Source organism: Ureibacillus xyleni (assembly GCF_900217795.1).
Taxonomy (GTDB): Bacteria; Bacillota; Bacilli; order Bacillales_A; family Planococcaceae; genus Ureibacillus; species Ureibacillus xyleni.
On sequence record NZ_OBMQ01000002.1, the window covers coordinates 197401 to 218389 of the forward strand.

Consider the following 20989-nt stretch of genomic DNA (forward strand, 5'->3'; position numbering starts at 1 on the left):
ATTATTCAACTAAATCACCATTCCATTCAATATCTATCGTACTCATTTGATAACTAGATATTTTTCTTCTCTTAGCTTCTTTCAACATGTAGAGGAAACTGCTTAGTTGATCGAAGAATACGATGTGATCTTTCGTATTCCAAATAATATCCTTTGCTTTAATCATTTTGCCGATCTGCTTGAATATGTTTTTAAAGAATAATGTTTGCAACATCGCTAGACCAACCATCGTTGTTTCACTTCCTACTAAATAGGTATCATCATATTTCGCAAGAGGGAACATACAGATACCACTTGTTGTTCTTGGATTACATTCAATTGGGTAAATTTCACCGTTATCTTTCATGATAAAATCAAAAGCAATTTGTCCAGTGTATTCGTATTCTTCTATATAGTGTTTTACGAACTGCTCCAATTTTTCATTTTGAAGAGGTTCAAAGTATATCGTAGCACCGAGTCCAACAGTATCGTTTGATTCATAGGCACTGTAACATTTCATCTTGCCTTTGTCTGAAATTGCGTAAGTACAAATTTGTTTGCCACTAATTTTTTCTTGTACCACCCAAATGTTGTTTCTTGTAGAAATGTACTCAACTAGATTCTTGCCTTTCATAAAAGCAATTTCCGTTCCAAATCTAGAGTAGGCTGGCTTGCACACATATTCATTATCTAATGATAGTTGGTTTTCAATGATGGTCTTAGTATCACTTGTGTTTAAGTTCGTATCAATAACTACTGTATGTGGAATATGGACAAATTCTTGAAATCTTCCATTTAAAGTTTCAATGAATAATCCTTTATGGTGGAATGTATTTATTTTTTCTAAAGGTTCACATAAAACACTACAATATTTTGAAATCTTCTCATATCCATAAGCAACATGAAATACTTCCTCACAAGTTGGTATAACTAAATCTATATTGTTATCTTGTATAATGTTAATTAAATCTTGTACAAATTCATCACGGTTTTCATTAGGTGCAGTGACGAGAAAAGATTTTTTGAACAAATTAGAGCGCATACATAAATGTTTTGGTAAACTTTCTGCCATAAATAATTGATGACCTTGTTCGTTTAATAGACGTGCAAAATAGTATGTTGCAGGGGCGCGCCCTCCTGTGAGTAAAATATTAATACTCAAATACAACCCCTCCGATAGAAAGTCCTGCAGATGTCCCAATAAGCATAACCTTATTTCCACGCTGGATTTTATTTTGCACAATTGCCTCATGTAATGCCATTGGGATGCTAGATGCAATTGTATTTCCATGATTGTGAATGATATTCATAAATTTTGCTTCATCTATTCCTAGCTTATTTCTTAAAATTCTCATTGCCATTCCGCTAGCTTGATGGGGAACAACTAGATCAATATCATTTATTGTACAATTAGAAAGAGATAATAATTTTTCCATATAAGATACAATATTTTTTGACGATAATTTAAAAACAGACTTACCATTCATATCAAATAAAAAATCGGTCTCATTTGCAGTTGGATGATTTGGATGTAATTTCGTTCCGCCTCCCCTAATCTCCGTAAAGTGAGCGCCATCGCTAAATGTTTCCATATGCCCAGCCAATATTTTAGAGTTTTCTGTATCTGGAGTTTTCGATATCACTGCAGCTGCAGCGCCATCCCCAAAAAGTATGGCATTCTCTTTATTTTTCCAATTTAGTCCAACAGATGCAATTTCACTAGAAACGAGAAGTACATTTTTATACCGACCGCTATGTACTAGGTATGAAATCGTATCAAAGCCTGTTACGAAACTTAAACAGGTGGAGTTAATATCAAAACAAGGTATTTTTGAGTTATTTAAACCTAATTGCTTTTGTACAAGACTTGCATTACAAGGAATCGGCTGTTCCATTGTTCCACTGACACTTACAATACAATCTATGTCTTCTTTATGTAAATTAGAGGCGTTAATGGCATCTATGCTCGCTAAGGCCGCCATTTCTGAAGCGGTTTCATTTTCCACGAAAGAGCGCAGAGAAACGCCAGATTTTTGCTCAACCCACCCGTTATTCAAACCTAGTAGATGATCAAGTTCATATGAAGTGACCTTTTTCTTCGGTAAAAATTTCCCTGTACCTAAAATTTTCACGTTTCTTAATTGTGACATAAATTTTTTCCGCCTTCCCGAAACAAAAAATCAAAATAAAATAGAGTTTACTCTACAATTCGAGAAGAGTAAACTCTAATTTATAATAATTTGATTATTGCAAAATATTAATAATGTAAATAAAGTGTAGATTTAAAGGTAATTGTAGATAAATGCAATTATATTAAAAATACATTCAAACAATATGGTTGTACATTCACAGAAAATTTATTTGGATTTTTTTGTAAAAAAACTATTGAAAACCATATTGGAAGATTTATACTATTGATGTCTTCTATAATAGGATTTCGAATCGAAAGAAGAGTGATTTAAATTATTATGAAAAAGGAACTTAAACTAAATATAGTAATTAGTATACTAGTTGTAATGGTAGTCTTCTTTGCTACATTAATTAATTTATATTCTGCAACGAATGCTTTAAAGACATCATTAACAAATAATTATCTTGTTAGTAACCATAACTATACAACGAAATTAGCTGAGGCAGTAGATTATATTACTAGTGAATTACAAAAAAACATAATAGCAATTGCAAATCTTTCAAGTTCAATCGATTTTCAAAAGCAAAGTAATTTAGATATTCTTTTTAATTCTGAAAAAGAGCATTTTAATTCAATCTTCATCACAGATACTAATGGAGTTATTCAATTAATAAGCCCAAGCGTTATTAATTCCCCTGATGGTAAAACTGTTAAGGCAGGTACAAAAATTGATACAGAAATAATGAAAAGAGCGTTAACAGAGAAAAAACCATTTATTTCTGAACCATATAAAACGGTAAGTGGAACCTTACTCTTTTTAGTGACGGCACCTATTTTTGACGAAAAAGGTGAGCATAAAGGAGTGATGGTGGGAACGGTTTATTTAGAAAATCAAAATGCTATTAAAATGGCCCTTGGTACACATGGCTATAATGATGGTTCTTATGTGTTTGCAGTGGATAAAAATGGTCATATTTTATATCATCCTAATTCTAGTAAAGTTTATGAGAATATAAGCGACAACCCAATCGTAAAGAAATTAAAACAAGGGAAAAGTGGATTTGAGAAAGTAACGATTGCAGACCAAGAATATTTTGCTGGCTATACACAAACTAAAAATTTGGGATGGGGGGTCGTTTCTCTTACACCTGCATCAACAATTAATGAACCAATTAATAATTTATTAATTAAAATTGTTACGAGATCATTGACGACATTAATTGTCTTATTAATAATTGCAACATTATTGGTTAGAAATTTAACAAGACCGTTAACTGAACTAGCCCTATACTCTGAAAAAGCCATCCTTAATAATGAAATAGATAAAGGGAAAGATGTTATTAATATTCGTTCACATATTTACGAGATAAACCAGCTTTATCGTCAAGTGAAAAGCCATATAGTAATATTAAAAAAAGAAGTGCAACTAGACGGATTAACAGGACTTGCAAACCGAAGAACGTTTGATGCCACAATAAAAGAATGGACCTTGCAAAAGCATTCTTTTTCACTTGTATTTTTAGATATTGATAATTTCAAAAAAGTAAATGACACATACGGCCATTTAGTCGGGGATGATGTTATTAAATATTTAGCAAACATCATTAACAACTATACTGGTGAAGATGATTTAAGCTTTAGATATGGCGGGGAAGAGTTTGGAATTTTAATCAAAGATAAAAATGAAGAAGATGCTTATAATATTGCAGAGCAGCTTCGATTAAAAATTGAACAAACAAAAAGCCCAACCGGAAAACCAATTACCGTTTCCTTAGGTGTGACTAGTATAGAGGATGGAGACATTCATCCAAAAACAATCATTGAAAGAGCAGATCAAGCTCTTTATCAATCGAAAAAGGATGGTAAAAATAAAACAACAATTTACAAAGAATAAGAAGTTACTACAAACTATTGAAATATAAACCTATTAGTGCATTATAATAAGAGAGCATCTGCCATAAAAGATGCTTTCTTTTTTTGCGAGAAAGCTTATAAACTTTGTATGTCTGAATCATTTTGGATGTGGGTGGATTACAAAAGAGATACGTGGTTAAAATTGAAATAAGGAATAACAGATTATTTTACATAAAAGGAGAACAAATATGACAAATAATGATTTACTTATAAGGCTTCGTTATGCTTTAGATATAAAGAATTCAGACATGGTAGAAATTTTTCGTTTGGGTGGAATGGATTTTACAAAAGAAGAGGTACTTAAGATTTTGACAAAGCCAGAAGAAAATGAAGATGGTGAATATGACTTAACACCAACTGATAATTTTTTACCATGTGATTACGAAATGCTTGAGGCGTTTTTAAATGGATTCATAACTTTCAAACGTGGTAAACAAGATCAAAAACCCGGTCAAGAAAAAGTAACACCACCGTTTGTTAAAAGAGATACACCAAATAACCTATTCATAAAACGCGTGAAGGTTGCCCTAAGCTTAACGACAGAAGATATGCTCGACATCTTTTATGATGCAGGATTAAACGTATCAAAAGGTGAACTTGGAGCAATTTTACGTAAAGCGGATCATCGGAATTATAAAGAATGTGGAGATAACTTTACCCGAAACTTTATTAAAGGATTAACATACAAATATCGTAGTACTCCTGAACAATAAATAATAAAATGCACCCCAATTGTATTATGAACAACTGGGGTGCATTTTTACGTTTATTAGGCGTAATTCCTAAAAAGTTATTTAACTTTCAAAAATGAATATAGTAGTAGGGTGCTGATATTGACTGCTATATACAGCTATTATCTGCTTAAGTACAAGGAATATTTAATTACGTATAACATTTAGAGGAGTCAGAAAAATGTTTTGACCTTTGGTATAACAATGTTATAATATGTTCCTAATGAAAAAGAGTGTACAAAATGTATATTTTTAGTAATTCTAATTCTTACTGAACATTTCAACTACTAAAGATAATTTATACTACTCATCTTTAAATGGTTTTTCGCTATTAGAGGTTTTAGATGATTGAAACACTTTGTTTTATCAAGCCATTCTTCTATAAAACAAGCTATTGCTCTCTTGAAAATCTAGAGAACTATTAATTATGACCATTTGGCTCTATTGCAGAGGAAATTGGTTATAAAGGAGATCCACGCAATTTACCATGTGCATTTTTTGTAACGATGAATAGCTATCGTCAAGAGCTAATTGACACAAAAGAAACATTGAGAGGAGTAGACTCTAAATGATCCAGAAAAAGTATGATAGTGCTTCCCAAGTGGTTTCAGATATGAAAGATGGTGCCACATTATTAGTTGGCGGTTTTGGAGGGAGGGGATTACCTTCACAACTTGTTCAGTACTCGTGGAGCAAGGTGCAAAACCAGCACCCGGTGAAGAAGACCCGGACTTAGTAAACGTAGGAAAAGAGCCAATCACACTAAAACCAGGTGGGTGTTACTTCTCACAAGCAGACTCATTTGCAATGATTCGTGGAGGCCATGTCGATGCTACAATTCTTGGAGCATTCCAAGTGTCAAAAACGGGAGACCTTGCAAGTTGGAAACTTCCAAATGCTACTCTAGGACGCGTTGGAGGCGCAATGGACTTAACTGCTGGGAGTAAGCGTGTATATTTATGTATGCAACATACGACAAAAAATGGTGAAGCAAAAATTGTTGAGGAATGTACTTACCCATTAACTACTCTGCGTTGTGTAGATCGCATTTATATAGATCTTGCAGTAATTGATGTAACAGAAGAAGGCCTAGTGGTAAAAGAATTAGCTCCTAATGTTACATTTGAATATGTTCAAGAACGGACCGTTGCTCAGCTAAAGAATCTCGCTGATATTCAAGTAGCGGTAAATGGGGTACAACTATGAATAAATACGTACAAAAAAATACAATAGATCGTAATTCGCCAATTCCTCTATATAAGCAAATAAAAGCAATTTTAATCGAAGAACTACAAGCTTCTGACGGACAAACAAATAAACCGTTTAGTACAGAGCAGGAACTTGTTCAACGTTTTCATGTAAGTCGTGCACCTGTTCGACAAGCATTGAAGGAACTTGCAGATGAGGGCTATGTGTATCGAGAGCGTGCAAAGGGGACTTTCCCAGTTCATGAGCTTCCTGTACGTCCTCCAGGTCTTGAATTAGGCGGATTAGTAGGCTTTCTCCGTGAGCAAGGAATGGATTGTAGTTCAACAATACTAGGTGTCGAACGTGTTTACCGTCCAGAAGAGGTATCCACTTCTCAAGGATTAAATTCAGAAGTAAAAGATTTAAAAGTTTCTAGATTAATTATGCTTAAAGATACGTATCTTGTATGGACACAAACCTATTTAACTATATCCAAGGATTTCCAACCGACTATTCAAGCTCTTGAAGAGGCGGAAAGTGTTTTTGTATTACTTGAAAGAGAGCTAGGAATCATTATTTCCCGAGGAGAGCATCAAATTTATGCCTCAGGTGCAAGCATGGATGATGCGCAATACTTGGAAGTTAATATCGGAGACCCGGTTCTTGTGATTGAAACAAAGTTATATACACGTAATGATCAGTTAATAGGATTTAGAAGAGCAGTTCATAGAGCAGATGATTATAAGTTCTCATTTACAGTCAATCGTTAACATAATTTAATCCCCCCTCTTGCCTATTTAAAATAAACATTGGGAAGTGGAGGGGTATGTTTAAATAGAGTAAAGACCGTAAAGCGGAAGAAGTAAACCGCTTTTTTATTTTGCCTGAAGGGAGGATGTAAAAGGGGCTGAAAATGGTATTGGCGTGAACGGTAATTTCATACCAGTAGAACAACGGACACCGGAAGAACGAGCAGAAATGGGGCGCAAAGGCGGCATTGCTTCCGGTGAAGCGAAAAGAGCAAAAAAAGGCCCAAAAGAATATTTTGTTGAAACTGCTCATTTACCAGAATACAATTCATTCTATTTATCTGGAGGAGCAGATCCTAATCATCCACTTGTATCTCCAATTCGTGAAGAAAACTTGGAAAATTTACCTCAAGCATTAGTGATTACTGCAGAATTTGACCCTATGCGTGACGAAGGGGAAATTTATGCTGAGAACTTAAGCAAATGTGGTGTTCATGTTGTAGCGAAAAGAAATGATGGCGTTACACATGGTTTTTTAGGGAAATGGACTCATCTTGATGAATACAAAGATGTACTTACAGATGAGTTTCTAAATTCTTAGTTTAAAGTAATTTTCAAAACAATGAAAAATCCAGATCCGAACAAATTACACACGATGCATTCAGTAAAATCGAGCGAAAAAGTTAAAGTTAAAGATTAGCGACTACTAAGGCTAATGGAAAAACACTAAATTAGATTCCGTAGAAGAAAAAGCAACGGTTCGTGTATAAAAACTTAAAAAACTTGGTTCTCTAATTAAAAAAGAGACCAAGTTTTTTTTGTTGCATAAAACTTACATATACTGGGACATGTATATTGAGACAGCATGGACACGATTTTTTGCATTAAGTTTTACCAAAATAGATTTTATATATTGTTTGATTGTTGCTTCACTTAATAAAAGAATGTTGGTCATTTCCTTCGTGGAGAAACCGTTTGCTAACGCCTTTAAAATTTCGTTTTCACGGGGGCTAAGTTTGGGATGCAGGGTTTTCTGAGGTTGAATCAGTAACTCTCCAGCTATTTTACCAAAAAAAGAAATATCCTCGATTTGTTCTGGTGGAATACTATGGTCCTCACTAATTACCTCTCTACAAATATAGCTAATCGTTATATTATTGGCGATAATTGGGACTACTAGCAATGACTTGAGTTGATAGTTTTGTTGGTAACGACTAGTAATTTGGGTAATAATATCTTGTCCAGAATAATAGATAGCTTGTTTCTTTTCGATAGCTTGTCTAATAGCTGGCAAACCACGAATATCGTCTCGAATATAATTGAGGGCCTGAAGTTGTCCGTTGTATAACAGTGCCACGCCTTCACCCACATAACCAATAGGACTAAAACGATAGAATGAAAGTCTCTCACCTTTGAATAGTTTTTCAAAAAGTTTAAGGATTGAACAAATTTGCTCCTCTTGTGAATGTAAATGTACGATGCTTTTTAACTCTTCTTTAATTGTCCATGAATCTAGTTTCATTCAATCACCCCTTATATTTTAATATGCAGAAAATCATACGAAAAGTAGTGTTTATTCTAAAAATTTCACCTATTTTGTTAGTGAAAATAGCTAAAAGTAGGAATTACACAGAAAAAAATAGTTTGATAGTATTTAGTTAGCATACAAATGCATGCGAATTTCTGAATGAAAGGATGAAGAATATGGGTTTATCAAATAGTGCGAAGGTGTATTTAGAGGCGTTTTACAGTGGGCCAAAAATTCAGGACTTAACTCCAGATGTGGTGCGTCAAGCAATGATTGCTCCAGTTCCAGAAGGTGTTGAAGTACCACAAGTTGCGAAAGTTGAAAACCGTCAAATCCCTGTAAATGAAGGTGAGATTACTGTTCGAATTTATACACCAGAGGGAGATGGTCCGTTCCCATTATTTGTTTATTACCATGGTGGCGGTTGGGTACTTGGTAATTTAGATACTTCTGACGCAGGATGCCGATTATTAGCTGAAAATACAAAACGTGTTGTTGTTTCTGTAGATTATCGATTAGCGCCAGAATTTAAATACCCTGTACCTGTAGAAGATAGCTATGCAGCACTTTGCTGGGCACATGATCATGCTGAAGAGTTGAATGCAATTGCAGATGATATTGTGGTCGGTGGAGACTCTGCTGGCGGTAACTTAGCAACAATTATGACAATTCTTAGCCAAGAGAATAACGGTCCATCTATTTCAGCACAAGCTTTAATTTACCCAGTAACAAACCTTGACTTCACAACGGCTTCCTATGAGAAATTTGCAGAAGGATTCGGTCTTGATAAAGATTTAATGATATGGTTCGGGGAGTACTATGTTAATAGTGAAGAGGATTATAAAAATGTAGATGTATCGCCTTTATTATGCGAAGATGTAAGCGCTTTACCTCCAGCAGTCATTGTAGCGGCTGAAAATGACGTATTATTCGATGAAGGTGCTGAATATCGTGATAAATTGAAAGAAGCAGGTGTGAAGGTAGAGTATTCCGTGTTACCAGGTAGCATACATGGTTTCTTTAGTAACATGGCTGTTTTTGCGGATGAAACAAAAGAAACAGTTAGTGCAATCGCTCAGTTCTTAAATGCTTTAAAAGTCAACTCTTAATAAGGGGGAATTTTATGGAAGCAAAACAATATGATGCGATAGTAATTGGTGCAGGGTTTGCAGGTCTCTACATGTTATATAAGTTAAGAGAACGAGGATTAAATGTTAAAGTGCTTGAAACAGCAGATGGAGTAGGAGGAACATGGTATTGGAGCCGCTACCCAGGTGCTAGATGTGACTCGGATTCTATCTATTATAATTTTACATTCTCTGAAGATTTATATAAAAAATGGCGGTGGAAAGAGCGTTACGCTGCACAACCTGAAATTCTAGAGTATTTGAATTTTGTAGCAGACGAGCTAGAGTTGCGTCCGGATATCCAATTTGAAACGCGGGTGACCAAGGCTGCTTTTAATGAAGGGTCAAAACTGTGGGAAATTGAAACAGACACTGATGAAAAATTTGTTGCCAAATATTTCATTAGTGGTGTTGGTTGTTTATCGACAACAAATATCCCACCATTTGAAGGAGTCGACACATTCAAAGGTGAGAAATACCATACAGGTAGATGGCCACATGAAAAAGTTGACTTCACAGGGAAACGTGTTGTGGTAATTGGGAACGGATCTAGTGGTGTGCAGGCAATGCCACTTATTGCGAAAGAGGCGAGTGAGTTGACGTTATTAATGCGTACGCCACACTATGTAGCTGATGCTAGAAACCACCCATTGACTAAGGAACAACAAGATGAGGCAATCTCGAAATATGAAGAAATTCGTGATGCATTCTTCACAACTCCTGGTGGAATCCGTATGTTTACAACAGGCAAGTCTGCAACTGAATTTACACCAGAAGAACAAAAGCAAACGTTAGAATATGTCTGGGAAACTGGTGGACTAGCATTAGGCTCAGTTTATCCAGATGTTGCAGTTAATAAAGATACGAATTTAGTAGTTTCCCAATTTGTCCGCGATAAAATTGATGAAATTGTGGAAAATGAAGCGACGGCAAAAGCCTTGCATCCGGACTATTATATTTCAACAAAACGTTTAATTATTGGAACGAACTATTATGAAATGTTTAATCGCGACAATGTGAACGTTGTATCGTTAAAAGAAAATCCGATTGTGCGCATTGTGGAAAACGGTGTTGAGTTGCAGAATGGTTCAATTGAATGCGACGTCATTGTTTTTGCTACAGGCTATGACTCAATGACAGGCTCTTTATTAAGAATTGATATTCGCGGACGTGATGGACAACCGTTAAAAGAAAAGTGGGAAGAAGGCAAGGTAGTAAAAACTTATTTAGGATTATCAGTTCAAAACTTCCCGAACTTCTTTATGATTACGGGTCCACAAAGTCCATCCGTATTAACGAACATGCCATCAGCTATTGAGCAGCATGTGGATTGGATTGACAGATGTATTGAATATTTAGAGGAAAATAATATTCAAACAATTGAAGCGCAGGAAGAAGCTGAAAAGACGTGGGCACAACAATGTGATGATATTGCGAATCAAACATTGTTCCCTTACACAAATTCCTGGTATACAGGTGCTAATCTAGATGGAACAAAACGCAGCGGCTTTGTCATCTTCGTAGGTGGCCTAGACAACTACCGTAAAATTTGTGACCAAGTAGCAGACGAAAGCTACAATGGTTTCACGTTAACGGGTGCAGAAGTGTTAAATTAGATAGTTTACGACAACCACAATGTAGTTTGTTGTGGTTGTTTTTTGTGAAATTTAACATCTTGAGGGAACTCTCAGTGACGTCAATACCCGTGATGAAAGCCAAATCAAAAGGATAAAAGCTTCTAGTGACGTTCATAACCTCGATGAAAGACAAAACACAATTCTAGTGACGTTCATACCAGCGATGAAAGACAAATCAACAGAGGATAAGGGTTCTAGTGGCGTTCATACCAGCGATGAAAGCCAAAACAACAGAGGATAAGGGTCTAGTGACGTTCATACCGGCGATGAAAGCCAAAACAACAGAGGATAAGGGTTCTAGTGGCGTTCATACCAGCGATGAAACCCAAAACAACAGAGGATAAGGGTTCTAGTGGCGTTCATACCAGCGATGAAAGCCAAAACAACAGAGGATAAGGGTTCTAGTGACGTTCATACCGGCAATGAAAGACATGGATTATAAGGTGTTTATTGACATTCATACCCATAATGAAAAAGAGAAGCTAAATAAAAAAATCCTTCAAAAACTTGAAGGACAAAAAGGATAAGAGAATGTAATTAAGTTATACAACATCTACTCGTAGTAAGCCCACTGATGAGTGCCGACGATTTTATAATTCTTGCTTAGTATCCTATTTATTCTCCTTTTAGATGTCACCACTTTACACCAATCAAATATTGCATTAGTCGTCACCCTTTCATTAGGAAAGAGGAGCTTAAATTCTTTTACGCTCCGTAATACTGCAGATTCAACGGTTTCATGATGGCCACATTTTGTACAGATGCATTTTTTACCTTCAACCAAAACTAAGAGACCGTTGCACATGTCACAGGCAATCCCCTTTCGTAATTGATCATACTCATAAGATGGTAATTGTTTATAAGGATTGTCTTGTACATGAAGCGAACAAAGTTTTTCTGCCAATGCTCGATGCTTTTGCGAAACTTTGGATGTATTTGTATCGAGTTGTTTTAAAAAACGGTTGATCTGCGTTGGAAAGATCAGTGGTAAATCTAGAGGTGATTGGTATAAAGTAAATTCTGAATTAATGAAAACGACCCAAGCGTTAATGGGAATATTATATCCGATTTTTTGAAGTAACATGCTGAGCAATGATTCTGTTCGTTTCAATTGAATGAGGGGGTCAACTATTTCAGTTTTCGGTCTCATGTAAAAGCGGTTTGATTGATAATAAAAATCACCCTCAAAGTTTTTAACCTCAAAAAGATAAATCGCGTCGGACATGATCAATAACGAATCAATTTGATATGTAGTGTTGTTTGTTGAAAGCAGCAAGTCGTTAATCACTAGGCAACTGCACTGAAGAAAGTTTGTAATTCAGTAGATTTAGACCTAGTTTTTACTATCATTTTTGCCTCCCTTATTTAAATAATTATATATTAAACATACTACAAAATTTTCCATATAAAAAGGGCTTAATCTAATAAATAAGCCCAAATAGGTACTAAATTTTTTTAATTGCTACTCGCCACAGCTCAGGTCCTTCTTCTAAATAACTCCATTCAAATGTACCTTCTCTTTCAATCGAGAAAACATAATATAGTGGTTTTGGATCGTGGTCATTGGTAAGTTCCAAATACTCACCTGGGTCTAACTTTTCGAAAGCCTCAAAAATTCGAAAATGACGTACTTTTGGTGGGATATCTGGTGCATGTAATTTAATACTGTTCATCTTTTAAACCTCCAATGTTTTAATACCATGATTATGGTCATAATTATCATAACTTAATTTCTTTAAGACCTATGTGAGTTCATTCACAATTTCAGTATGATTTAAATCACTTGAGTAAGGAGGCAAAGCAAATTGAATAAAAATGCGATACAAGATTTGCTTCAGAAATTTCCTCTATTTAAAAACTTAACCGATTCTGAAATGGAGCCTGTTGTAGAGCTGTCTAGAAATGGAGTGTTCCATCAAGGAGCACATATATTTATGCAAGGTGACCCATTAACGAATGTCTATTTTATTGCTAGAGGAAAAATCAAAGTTTACCGTACAGATTTGCAAGGAAAAGAACAGATTATTAATGTCCTCCAGCCAGGTGAGATGTTTCCTCATCAAGGTTTTTTTCGAAATGATAACTATCCGGCGAATGCCCAAGTATTGGAAGAAACTGCTTTAATTTATATTCCGATTCCAAGTTTTGAAAAGTTTCTAATTCAGCACCCAGAAACATGTGTGAAGATGATGAAAATTTTGGGGGATAAAATAGTAGATTTGCAAAACCGCCTTCAAGAGCAAATAATGAATACTACTTATGAGCAAATTATTTTACTGTTAATTCGATTGTCAAAAAGTCACGGAAAAAATAAGGTCGATGGAACAATTCTTATCACGACTCAATTTACAAATCGAGATTTGGCAAATATGATTGGCTCCAGTAGAGAAACAGTGAGCAGAACGTTAACCCAATTGAAAAAGAAAGGGCTTGTGAACCTTGATGAAGTTGGAAATATGATGATCAATGTAGACGCATTAAAAGAAGAGTTATTTTAACAAAAAAATCGGACATAATATCCGATTTAGTTATTCATATTTAGATTTATCAATTGTTACATTTAGTATTAAATAAGCTAAAAAGCAGAGTGCGGTTACAAGTGATGACCATCCTAGCGTTTTTTGCTCTAACATTAAGTAATTGTTACAAAGTTGAATGGGAGTTAGAATGTATAAAATTCCAATCATTCCGTATGTCAAAGTTAAGAAGATAAATGTAATGCTTTTCCATAATCTATTCATCTTACTCCAGCTATCTCGTAATGGTACTCCTGCAAAAAATGGTAAACTAATAAATTTGAAGGTTTCTATTGCACGTATGTTTAGTGCTTCATCCATTGCGCGGGGTAGCATCCAATAGACAGTAATCACCATAAAAAGGAGTATGCCCGGCACACCTTTTGCATTCCATTGTACAAAAAAGTTAGGAAATGTTTGTTTTAAAAATGGTGTGAAAAGGAATCCGACTACCACTAAAAGCGGCATTTGCATATGCATATGAATAGTCATTACCGATTCAGCTAATGAAGCAACTGGAGGGAGTATTAGAAAAACATATAAAATGAGGCCGTAAATTGCTTGTTTCATTAGTTTCTCCCTACTTTCTCTTCAAGAATAGTTGTCACTATAGTTGCTGCTTCTTCTACTTTTTTATAGTCCAACACTTCAATTAAAATACCATTTGGGTCAACTAAGTAAAATGCGGAGTTATGTTGGAAATTGCCATAGTCATCTGGTATGACAATAATTCCAAATTCATTTAAAAGTGAAGTTAATTCTTCTTCATTGGAAATACGCGCTATTTTCCATGCAGTGCTGTCTGTATTAAAATATTGGGCGTATTTTTTTAATGTCTCAGGTGTGTCTCGTGTTGGATCAAAGCTGATGCTTAAAAATTCAATTTTTTCCCCAACATACTGGGATGGAATTAAATCGTGAACTTGAGCTAGGTTATATTCTAATTGCGGACAAACATCTGTACATCCTGTATAAAGAAACGTCATAAGTACATATTTTCCTTCGAACTTTGAAAAAGAATATTTCGCTCCTTCACTATCTTCTAAAGTTACTTCTGGGAATATAGGATGGTCCTTCATTAAATTATTCACTCTCGCTTTTTCTGCTGTAAATGCTTGAAATCCATCCGTTCCAAAGTAAAGCAAACTGAATCCAAATATTAATACGATAAGAATGGCGATATTCTGTTTATTTTTGACCATAAAAGATCACTTCCTAAACAAATTTTAATTTGAAAGAGATAGCCACTCGACTACCTCTTTCAATTGATTATTTACCAGGTTCTAAACGGCGGTGATCCAGGAGGGGCATTGAAAATCATGTCTACTAATGGGATTACGTAAGCCATTGCAACGATTGCAAGCATTAAGATAATCCAAACAGTCCATCTTTCTGTCCAGTACGGTGTTGCATGAGCGCCTTCTTCTTGCTCGGCAATTGGGAATGCAGTTTCGCCTTTAGGTGCTTTGAACATTAAATGGAATACAATGTAGAACATTAGAACACAGCCGATAATTAACAATGTGCCACCGATAGCTAGGAAGAATAAATATGGATCCCATCCTAGAGCTGTTGCGTTATCGCCATAAGTTGTGTAAGAAGTTCTTCTAGGTGAACCTGCTAGTCCAACAATGTGCATTGACCCTGCCATAAAGATCATTCCTAATGTCCAAATGAGTGTCTGAATTACTCCTAATTTGTTCATTTTTGGTGTTAATACGCGTTTTGATAAGTGAGGTACTAACCAATAAACAATTCCACAGAAGGAAACAACAACCGATACTCCTAAAGTTAAATGGAAATGTCCGACAATCCACATAGTATTGTGTACCACTTGGTCTAGTTGGTTATTAGTTTGGGCGATACCACCAGCACCTGCCGGAATGAAGGAAATCATCGCAATCATTGGTGCTAAGAAACGAACGTCGCCCCAAGGTAATACTTTTACCCAACCTAACAATCCCTTTGCTCCTTTTTTTCGACCAGTGCGTTCAAAAGTCGCAAACATCGCAAATGCTGTCATCATAGATGGGAAACCGATTGATAAACTCATAAAAACATGCATGAATTTAATGCCCTCATTAATTCCAGGATCGATAATTTGATGATGGAACCCACCTGTAATATTTAAGACTACTGATAGAATGACAACTAAACGAGCTAATGAATCATTAAATACTTTTCCACCAATCAATTTTGGAATTGCAACATACCATGATGATACGGCTGCTAAGTACCAGATGTTTACTAACGTGTGCCCGAAGCTCCAGAAAAGAGTACGTGTGAGCATAACATTAATTGTATCAATCCATCCAAACGCCCATGGAATGATATATAAAACTTCTGCAGTTACTCCAAAGCTCCCAATGAAAAGTAATACGAATACGCCAACGCCAAAGTAAGCAAGTAGTGGTAGATGCTCGCCACGGTGATTTTTTCTCCAATGAGCAACGTTAATAAACGCCCCAAATGCATAAAGCCAAATCCCTAACACAAGGAATACTAGTCCAACATAAAACCACGGTGATGCTTGCATTGGCGGGTAGAACGTGTACATAACCGATGCATCACCCATGATAATTGTTGTTGCAACAAATACAACTCCGATGACCATTAATCCTAAGCCTGCCCACCCCATTTTCCGCACCTTTGGAAGAAGACCTCCAAGTGTATGAGAAAATGCAGCGTAGAAATATCCGATTGTAAAAGTGGTACTAAAGACGAGTACTAATAATACCCCGTGACCAGTTAACACTTGATAATAATTTAACCAAGAAGGTAATTCAAAAAGTCCGGCACGGTTTAACCCTTGAACTAAACCGAGAATTCCTCCAAGTAAAAATGCGATAAAAGCAATAGAGATAAGGACTAATGAGAGTTTGGCATCTTGACGATTAACACCTAACATACCATGGATTTTTTCTTTAACAGTTGACTGTGAAGGAACAGTTTCTTTTGTAATCGTAGCCATAAAATATGTCCACCTTTCCTATTTCACTATAATTGTAGTAGCCATTAATTGATGTCCAGCGCCACAATATTCATTACATAACACTAAATATTCACCTAGCTCATCAAACTTTTGTGTAATCGTTTGAACATAACCGGGTACGACCATTGCATTAATATTTGTACCTGCCACTTGGAATCCGTGTACCACATCTTTTGAAGTCATAGTAAATGTCACTTCTGAGCCAGCAGGAATTTCGATTTTATTTGGTGTGAATGAGAAAATTTGGAGAGTCATAACAACTTCATATTCATTTTCCCCTGTTTGGAAAACACCCGGATTATTAAAGGGTGCTGTATCATCTACTTTTTGTGGATCAATATGTTCCATTCCACTTGGAGGTGCCATTCCTAAAGCAAATGCCTGATATCCAGTAATGGCCATTGAAATTACGATGATTGCAATACCGATAATTAACCATATTTCTTCTGCGCGATGTATCTTCATTGATGTTCACTCCTTTAAATTCTTGCTATATAGTAAGCTAGCAAAATAGCCATAAATACAACGATTGTTCCGCCGACAAAAACTACTGAAGAGAATAGTGCGCCTTTTAGAGAATCATCTTCATTTTTCTCTGCGCATTTTTTTGTCTCGATTTCTTTGTTTGTAGTCATTGATAGGTCCTCCTTTGTTGTTCATGATTGTATTGTAATCTTGTATGAATTGTTCTGAAGTGACCTAGCTCACAGGGAGACGGTGATTTTCAACACGGATGTCTCACTAAATGATAAATATTTACAATTAGTTGATTACTCTAATAAAAATATCCTTATAATTGAGAGGTAGTAAAAATTTTTTAGGGAGGTCTTTTCATGGGGAGATTAGTACATTTCGAAATTCACGTTACTGATATGGAAAATGCTAAAAAGTTTTATGGTGAAGTGTTCGATTGGACGTTTCAAGATTGGTCTGAATATGCGGGGATGCCTTATTATGGTGTAGTTACAGGCAGTGATGACGAACCAGGAATCAACGGAGCATTAATGCAGCGACAAGGGCCATCACCTGAACCGACGCAGGCACTAAATGGCTATGTGTGTACAATGGGTGTTGCGGATTATGATGCAACGGAAGAGAAAATCCTTCAACAAGGTGGAAAAGTGGCATTGCCTAAGTATGCGTTACCAGGAATGGCATGGCAAGGTTACTATCTTGATACAGAGGGCAATATTTTTGGAATTCATCAACCGGACGAGAATGCGAAGTAAATAAATTTTAGAACACAATCAATCAATGCTTAGATTGTGTTTTTTTATTTAATAGTATTTTTTACTTTTGAAAAAACAGAAAATAGGTATAAAGTCTATTGAAAATAAATAATAGAATAATAAAATAGTCTATAGTTAAAAAAGTAAGTATAACCTATATTGGGGAGTTTAGTAAAAAGGGGATAAATAGAATGAGTCAAACAGGAAGTTATAGCATTTTTGTAAATCAAACAGAAAAAACCATTGATATGTCTGTAAAGGGGACTTTTACACCGCAGCAAGCAAAAGATTTTCATAATGATTATCAAAGTAAAGTAGGATCTATTAATGCGAACAACTTTACATTAAAAGTAGATTGTAAAAATATGAATATCATTACTCAAGAAATGTTACCTGCTCTTGAAACATCTTTTAAAATGTATAAAGATTCTCAATTTGATAAAGTAGAATTTATTATAGAGAAGAGTCCAGTCATTAAGATGCAATTAAGTCGTATTGCACGTAATGCAGGATTGGCAAATTCAGAGGTAATCGAAGTATAAAAAACTTAAGTTTTTGAGAAGTATGTATTTAGATGGATGATAATACTCGTCCGTCTTTTTTTATTGATTAATAGGAGGAGACGACCATGCTTCAATATATAAGAAAAGGAACTGGCGAAGTGCTTGTTTTTGTACATGGCTTTTTAGGAGCAAAAGAAATTTTTAGTGAAGTTATTGATGAACTTTCTTCTCACTTCGATTGCATTGCAGTAGACTTACCAGGTCATGGAGAAAGTAAGTTAGAAAAAGAAAGCTATTCTGTCTATGATTATGCAAGAGCAGTGGCGGATATATTAGCACATGAAGAGATTAAGGAAGCGACATGGCTAGGGCATTCCATGGGTGGCTATATTGTGTTAGCAGCAATTGAAAAAGAAATTGCACCAATTAACCGGGCAATATTGGCTTATTCCTCTGACTTAGCAGATACAGATGAGCAAATTGAAAAGCGTACAAATCAACAACAACAAATTGCTGATGATGGAGTAGAACATTTTGTGAATAACGTTTTAGGTGCATTTTTTAGTGAAAATCCTAATGAAGAGCATGTAAATTATGCGCGGAATATTGCTTACAATGCGTCAGAAGAGGGTCTAGTTATGGCTCTTGAAACAATGAAAAACCGTCCGAATCAGCATGAATTAGTCGAACAATTAAAAATTCCAATCCTAGTTATTGAAGGTTCAGAGGATGCTGTTGTGAAACCAGTTGAAACAAACAACCCAAATGTGAAAAAAGTAATGACAAAAACAGGTCATCTAGGGATGTTGGAAGATTCACAAACTTTTATAAGAACAATCCGTGAATTTATGGCATAAAAAAAGCCACCTCTTCAAATAGGTGGCTCACTATTGATTTGGGAAATTAGATAGCCCAATCACCATTGCGGAATATCGGAACTACTGTGCCATCTTGTTTAATACCGTCTATATTCATGTCAGCTGAACCAATCATGAAATCAACGTGTACAGTTGACGTGTTCATACCATTTGAACGCAATTGTTCTGGGCTCATTGTTGTACCACCTTGGATTGTCGTCGGATAAGCGGAGCCAATTGCTAAATGGTTTGATGCATTTTCATCAAATAATGTATTGAAGAATGTAATGCCTGATTGTGAAATTGGTGACGGATCTGGAACGAGGGCTACTTCACCAAGACCAGTACCACCTTCATTGTCAAACACTAGCTTTTTAATAGCTTCATCGCCTTTTTCAGCTGAAATATCAACAATTTTCCCATCTTTAAAATGAACCTCAATACCTTCAATTAACGTTCCTGCATAACTTAGAGGTTTTGTGCTACGAACGATACCATCCATGCGACGAGTGTCAGGAGCTGTAAACACTTCCTCTGTTGGCATATTGGCAATAAATTCTTCACCTTTTGGATTATAACTTTCCGCGCAAGCCCAAATATGATTTTTAGGTAATCCTAAAGTTAAATCTGTACCCGGTGCTGTGTAGTGGAGAGCGTCAAATTGCGTTTCATTTAGTTTATTCGCTTTTTCATTTAATGTTTTCTTATGAAGGTCCCATGCAGCTACAGGATCTTCTTCATAAACACGGCAAGTTTTGAAAATTTGATCCCATAGTGCATCTACTTGTTCTTCTGAAGTAGCAAGGTGCGGGAACACTTTTGCCGCCCATCCTGCACCGGCAGCAGCAGCTACTGTCCATTTTAAATCATCATTTTGAGTTGCTTTACGTTGGACATGGAACGCTTTTCCGAAAACATTTTGATAAGCGGCAACCTTAGCTGGATCCACTTCATTTAATAGTCCTGGATCACTAGAAATAATTGAAAGTCGGCTTACACGATGGTTCAATACGTGATCCTCAGATTCCTCGATTTCATACTGTGGAATATCTGTTAATACTTCTGTCGGTTGGTGAAGATAATGTAACTTTGTAATTTCATCATCAGACCATTTAACAATTACTTTTTCAGCACCTAATGCATAGGCTTCTTTTGTAATTAAACGTGCTAAAGGAGCTTGATCGACTGTTATTGTCATCTTTACCCAATCGCCTTTTTGCACGTTTATTCCTTTTGCGACTAAAAGTTTTGCATACTTTTGTAAGTTTTCTTCAAAGTTAGCTAACATAATGATACCTCCAATTTTGATTGGTTCAATTATCTATATTAGCATAATTGAAGAAAAACTGACGTCGCAACACATCATTTTGTAAAACGATTAGCATAACTGCTCGCAACAAAGGATTCTGGTTTTATTTTCGGTTCTAACCCTATCGATTCTAAACGGGCTACCATTTCTTTAACAAATACCCGAGTTTTATTGCGTTTTCCTGAACCAATATCAATATGTCCTTCAATGGTAAAATTAGCACCCCTATAAATATTTGGTAAAACAATATTTATTAATTGTTCTTTATGTTCTTTAGTAAATAGTGAAACGATTTCTTCTGTTAAAGTTGTTTCATAGGAGATACGTTCATGCAAATTCATCATTTGTCTAGGAACATTCACTTTTCGTATACAGGCCCAAACACCCTTTCTTTCTTGTTGGATAACAATGCCAGTTATGAATTTTGTATAGTGATTAAAAACTTGTGAATCGGTACCAAACATAAGTCGAAATTTACCTGAAGGATCTTTCTTCATAAAATTTGTTATATGTTGAAACACTTGTTCAAAAGTCATGTTTTTTTGGCTTAAATTTTGAAAGGTGACATTATACTCCTTAGCGCTTCCCATTACTCCTAC

22 protein-coding genes and 1 pseudogene are annotated in these 20989 nt (G+C 35.5%); 11 read left to right on the forward strand and 12 right to left on the reverse strand.

Going from position 1 to position 20989, the window contains the following annotated elements:
* Position 1: 1 nt before the first annotated feature.
* Entirely contained in the window at positions 2–1141 is a 1140-nt protein-coding gene (locus CRO00_RS04800; RefSeq protein ID WP_161946613.1) for an ATP-grasp domain-containing protein, read from the reverse strand.
* Positions 1131–2129, reverse strand: coding sequence for a beta-ketoacyl-ACP synthase III (locus CRO00_RS04805; RefSeq protein WP_097072535.1), 999 nt, complete (start codon positions 2127–2129; stop codon positions 1131–1133). The genes CRO00_RS04800 and CRO00_RS04805 overlap by 11 nt, the downstream gene beginning before the upstream one ends.
* Positions 2130–2447: 318 nt before the next feature.
* Here CRO00_RS04805 and CRO00_RS04810 point away from each other — a divergent pair, with 318 nt between their 5' ends.
* From CRO00_RS04810 to CRO00_RS04830, 5 genes and pseudogenes are all read left to right on the forward strand, one after another.
* Complete coding sequence (locus CRO00_RS04810) at positions 2448–4004, forward strand: sensor domain-containing diguanylate cyclase (RefSeq protein ID WP_097072536.1); 1557 nt, start codon at positions 2448–2450, stop codon at positions 4002–4004.
* A 208-nt stretch (positions 4005–4212) separates the two neighbouring features.
* A complete protein-coding gene (locus CRO00_RS04815) occupies positions 4213–4737 on the forward strand; it encodes a YehS family protein (protein ID WP_097072537.1) in 525 nt (174 codons plus the stop codon).
* A gap of 631 nt (positions 4738–5368) precedes the next feature.
* Positions 5369–5961: pseudogene (locus CRO00_RS04820) on the forward strand (CoA-transferase).
* Positions 5958–6713 (forward strand): GntR family transcriptional regulator, encoded by a 756-nt coding sequence (locus tag CRO00_RS04825; protein ID WP_097072538.1) that lies wholly within the window; start codon positions 5958–5960, stop codon positions 6711–6713. Before CRO00_RS04820 ends, CRO00_RS04825 begins: the two are co-directional and overlap by 4 nt.
* Before the next feature lie 154 nt (positions 6714–6867).
* On the forward strand, positions 6868–7293 hold the full coding sequence (locus tag CRO00_RS04830) for an alpha/beta hydrolase fold domain-containing protein (RefSeq protein WP_237658326.1): 426 nt from the start codon (positions 6868–6870) through the stop codon (positions 7291–7293).
* Positions 7294–7524: 231 nt separating this feature from the next.
* On the opposite strand, the gene CRO00_RS04835 is transcribed toward CRO00_RS04830, so the two are convergent.
* On the reverse strand, positions 7525–8214 hold the full coding sequence (locus tag CRO00_RS04835; RefSeq protein WP_097072539.1) for a response regulator transcription factor: 690 nt from the start codon (positions 8212–8214) through the stop codon (positions 7525–7527).
* Between the two features lie 182 nt (positions 8215–8396).
* On the opposite strand from CRO00_RS04835, the gene CRO00_RS04840 reads away from it, so the two are divergent.
* Positions 8397–9329 (forward strand): alpha/beta hydrolase, encoded by a 933-nt coding sequence (locus CRO00_RS04840; protein WP_237658327.1) that lies wholly within the window; start codon positions 8397–8399, stop codon positions 9327–9329.
* A gap of 14 nt (positions 9330–9343) precedes the next feature.
* Positions 9344–10963: a flavin-containing monooxygenase gene (locus CRO00_RS04845; RefSeq protein ID WP_097072541.1), complete on the forward strand. Its 1620-nt coding sequence runs from the start codon at positions 9344–9346 to the stop codon at positions 10961–10963.
* A 574-nt stretch (positions 10964–11537) separates the two neighbouring features.
* Here CRO00_RS04845 and CRO00_RS04850 read toward each other — a convergent pair.
* Together CRO00_RS04850 and CRO00_RS04855 are read right to left on the reverse strand one after the other, a co-directional pair.
* Positions 11538–12272 carry a nuclease-related domain-containing protein gene (locus CRO00_RS04850; RefSeq protein WP_161946614.1) on the reverse strand — a complete coding sequence of 245 codons (735 nt, stop codon included), beginning with the start codon at positions 12270–12272 and terminating at the stop codon, positions 11538–11540.
* A 157-nt stretch (positions 12273–12429) separates the two neighbouring features.
* Positions 12430–12657, reverse strand: a complete 228-nt coding sequence (locus tag CRO00_RS04855; RefSeq protein ID WP_097072543.1) for a DUF2249 domain-containing protein — start codon at positions 12655–12657, stop codon at positions 12430–12432.
* A 132-nt stretch (positions 12658–12789) separates the two neighbouring features.
* Between CRO00_RS04855 and CRO00_RS04860 the strand changes: the two genes are divergently transcribed.
* Positions 12790–13482 carry a Crp/Fnr family transcriptional regulator gene (locus tag CRO00_RS04860; protein ID WP_202615621.1) on the forward strand — a complete coding sequence of 231 codons (693 nt, stop codon included), beginning with the start codon at positions 12790–12792 and terminating at the stop codon, positions 13480–13482.
* A gap of 30 nt (positions 13483–13512) precedes the next feature.
* On the opposite strand, the gene CRO00_RS04865 is transcribed toward CRO00_RS04860, so the two are convergent.
* The 5 genes from CRO00_RS04865 to CRO00_RS20085 all read right to left on the reverse strand — a co-directional run bounded on the left by CRO00_RS04865 (position 13513) and on the right by CRO00_RS20085 (position 17127).
* Positions 13513–14070: a hypothetical protein gene (locus CRO00_RS04865; protein ID WP_097072544.1), complete on the reverse strand. Its 558-nt coding sequence runs from the start codon at positions 14068–14070 to the stop codon at positions 13513–13515.
* A complete protein-coding gene (locus tag CRO00_RS04870; RefSeq protein WP_097072545.1) occupies positions 14070–14702 on the reverse strand; it encodes an SCO family protein in 633 nt (210 codons plus the stop codon). The genes CRO00_RS04865 and CRO00_RS04870 overlap by 1 nt, the downstream gene beginning before the upstream one ends.
* Positions 14703–14773: 71 nt before the next feature.
* On the reverse strand, positions 14774–16471 hold the full coding sequence (locus CRO00_RS04875; RefSeq protein ID WP_097072546.1) for a cbb3-type cytochrome c oxidase subunit I: 1698 nt from the start codon (positions 16469–16471) through the stop codon (positions 14774–14776).
* Positions 16472–16489: 18 nt separating this feature from the next.
* Entirely contained in the window at positions 16490–16957 is a 468-nt protein-coding gene (locus CRO00_RS04880) for a cytochrome c oxidase subunit II (RefSeq protein ID WP_097072547.1), read from the reverse strand.
* A gap of 14 nt (positions 16958–16971) precedes the next feature.
* Complete coding sequence (locus tag CRO00_RS20085) at positions 16972–17127, reverse strand: hypothetical protein (RefSeq protein WP_161946615.1); 156 nt, start codon at positions 17125–17127, stop codon at positions 16972–16974.
* Between the two features lie 198 nt (positions 17128–17325).
* Here CRO00_RS20085 and CRO00_RS04885 point away from each other — a divergent pair, with 198 nt between their 5' ends.
* The 3 genes from CRO00_RS04885 (at position 17326) to CRO00_RS04895 (ending at position 19081) form a co-directional block, all read left to right on the forward strand.
* On the forward strand, positions 17326–17721 hold the full coding sequence (locus tag CRO00_RS04885) for a VOC family protein (protein ID WP_097072548.1): 396 nt from the start codon (positions 17326–17328) through the stop codon (positions 17719–17721).
* 191 nt (positions 17722–17912) lie between these two features.
* Complete coding sequence (locus CRO00_RS04890) at positions 17913–18263, forward strand: hypothetical protein (RefSeq protein ID WP_097072549.1); 351 nt, start codon at positions 17913–17915, stop codon at positions 18261–18263.
* Between the two features lie 86 nt (positions 18264–18349).
* A complete protein-coding gene (locus tag CRO00_RS04895; protein ID WP_097072550.1) occupies positions 18350–19081 on the forward strand; it encodes an alpha/beta fold hydrolase in 732 nt (243 codons plus the stop codon).
* 46 nt (positions 19082–19127) lie between these two features.
* On the opposite strand, the gene CRO00_RS04900 is transcribed toward CRO00_RS04895, so the two are convergent.
* Together CRO00_RS04900 and CRO00_RS04905 are read right to left on the reverse strand one after the other, a co-directional pair.
* Positions 19128–20372 carry an aminopeptidase gene (locus tag CRO00_RS04900; protein ID WP_097072551.1) on the reverse strand — a complete coding sequence of 415 codons (1245 nt, stop codon included), beginning with the start codon at positions 20370–20372 and terminating at the stop codon, positions 19128–19130.
* A gap of 71 nt (positions 20373–20443) precedes the next feature.
* The gene (locus CRO00_RS04905) at positions 20444–20980 is read right to left on the reverse strand and encodes a ribonuclease H-like YkuK family protein (RefSeq protein WP_097072552.1); all 537 of its coding nucleotides are present in this window, start codon (positions 20978–20980) and stop codon (positions 20444–20446) included.
* Positions 20981–20989 lie beyond the last annotated feature (9 nt).

What these genes read in the sequence shown, in the direction of transcription:
- CRO00_RS04805 (WP_097072535.1), bottom strand. Translation starts at nt 2,129, where the DNA reads ATGTCACAATTAAGAAACGTGAAAATTTTAGGTACAGGGAAATTTTTA.
- CRO00_RS04810 (WP_097072536.1), top strand. Translation starts at nt 2,448, where the DNA reads ATGAAAAAGGAACTTAAACTAAATATAGTAATTAGTATACTAGTTGTA.
- CRO00_RS04815 (WP_097072537.1), top strand. Translation starts at nt 4,213, where the DNA reads ATGACAAATAATGATTTACTTATAAGGCTTCGTTATGCTTTAGATATA.
- CRO00_RS04825 (WP_097072538.1), top strand. Translation starts at nt 5,958, where the DNA reads ATGAATAAATACGTACAAAAAAATACAATAGATCGTAATTCGCCAATT.
- CRO00_RS04835 (WP_097072539.1), bottom strand. Translation starts at nt 8,214, where the DNA reads ATGAAACTAGATTCATGGACAATTAAAGAAGAGTTAAAAAGCATCGTA.
- CRO00_RS04840 (WP_237658327.1), top strand. Translation starts at nt 8,397, where the DNA reads ATGGGTTTATCAAATAGTGCGAAGGTGTATTTAGAGGCGTTTTACAGT.
- CRO00_RS04845 (WP_097072541.1), top strand. Translation starts at nt 9,344, where the DNA reads ATGGAAGCAAAACAATATGATGCGATAGTAATTGGTGCAGGGTTTGCA.
- CRO00_RS04855 (WP_097072543.1), bottom strand. Translation starts at nt 12,657, where the DNA reads ATGAACAGTATTAAATTACATGCACCAGATATCCCACCAAAAGTACGT.
- CRO00_RS04865 (WP_097072544.1), bottom strand. Translation starts at nt 14,070, where the DNA reads ATGAAACAAGCAATTTACGGCCTCATTTTATATGTTTTTCTAATACTC.
- CRO00_RS04870 (WP_097072545.1), bottom strand. Translation starts at nt 14,702, where the DNA reads ATGGTCAAAAATAAACAGAATATCGCCATTCTTATCGTATTAATATTT.
- CRO00_RS04875 (WP_097072546.1), bottom strand. Translation starts at nt 16,471, where the DNA reads ATGGCTACGATTACAAAAGAAACTGTTCCTTCACAGTCAACTGTTAAA.
- CRO00_RS04880 (WP_097072547.1), bottom strand. Translation starts at nt 16,957, where the DNA reads ATGAAGATACATCGCGCAGAAGAAATATGGTTAATTATCGGTATTGCA.
- CRO00_RS20085 (WP_161946615.1), bottom strand. Translation starts at nt 17,127, where the DNA reads ATGACTACAAACAAAGAAATCGAGACAAAAAAATGCGCAGAGAAAAAT.
- CRO00_RS04885 (WP_097072548.1), top strand. Translation starts at nt 17,326, where the DNA reads ATGGGGAGATTAGTACATTTCGAAATTCACGTTACTGATATGGAAAAT.
- CRO00_RS04890 (WP_097072549.1), top strand. Translation starts at nt 17,913, where the DNA reads ATGAGTCAAACAGGAAGTTATAGCATTTTTGTAAATCAAACAGAAAAA.
- CRO00_RS04895 (WP_097072550.1), top strand. Translation starts at nt 18,350, where the DNA reads ATGCTTCAATATATAAGAAAAGGAACTGGCGAAGTGCTTGTTTTTGTA.
- CRO00_RS04905 (WP_097072552.1), bottom strand. Translation starts at nt 20,980, where the DNA reads ATGGGAAGCGCTAAGGAGTATAATGTCACCTTTCAAAATTTAAGCCAA.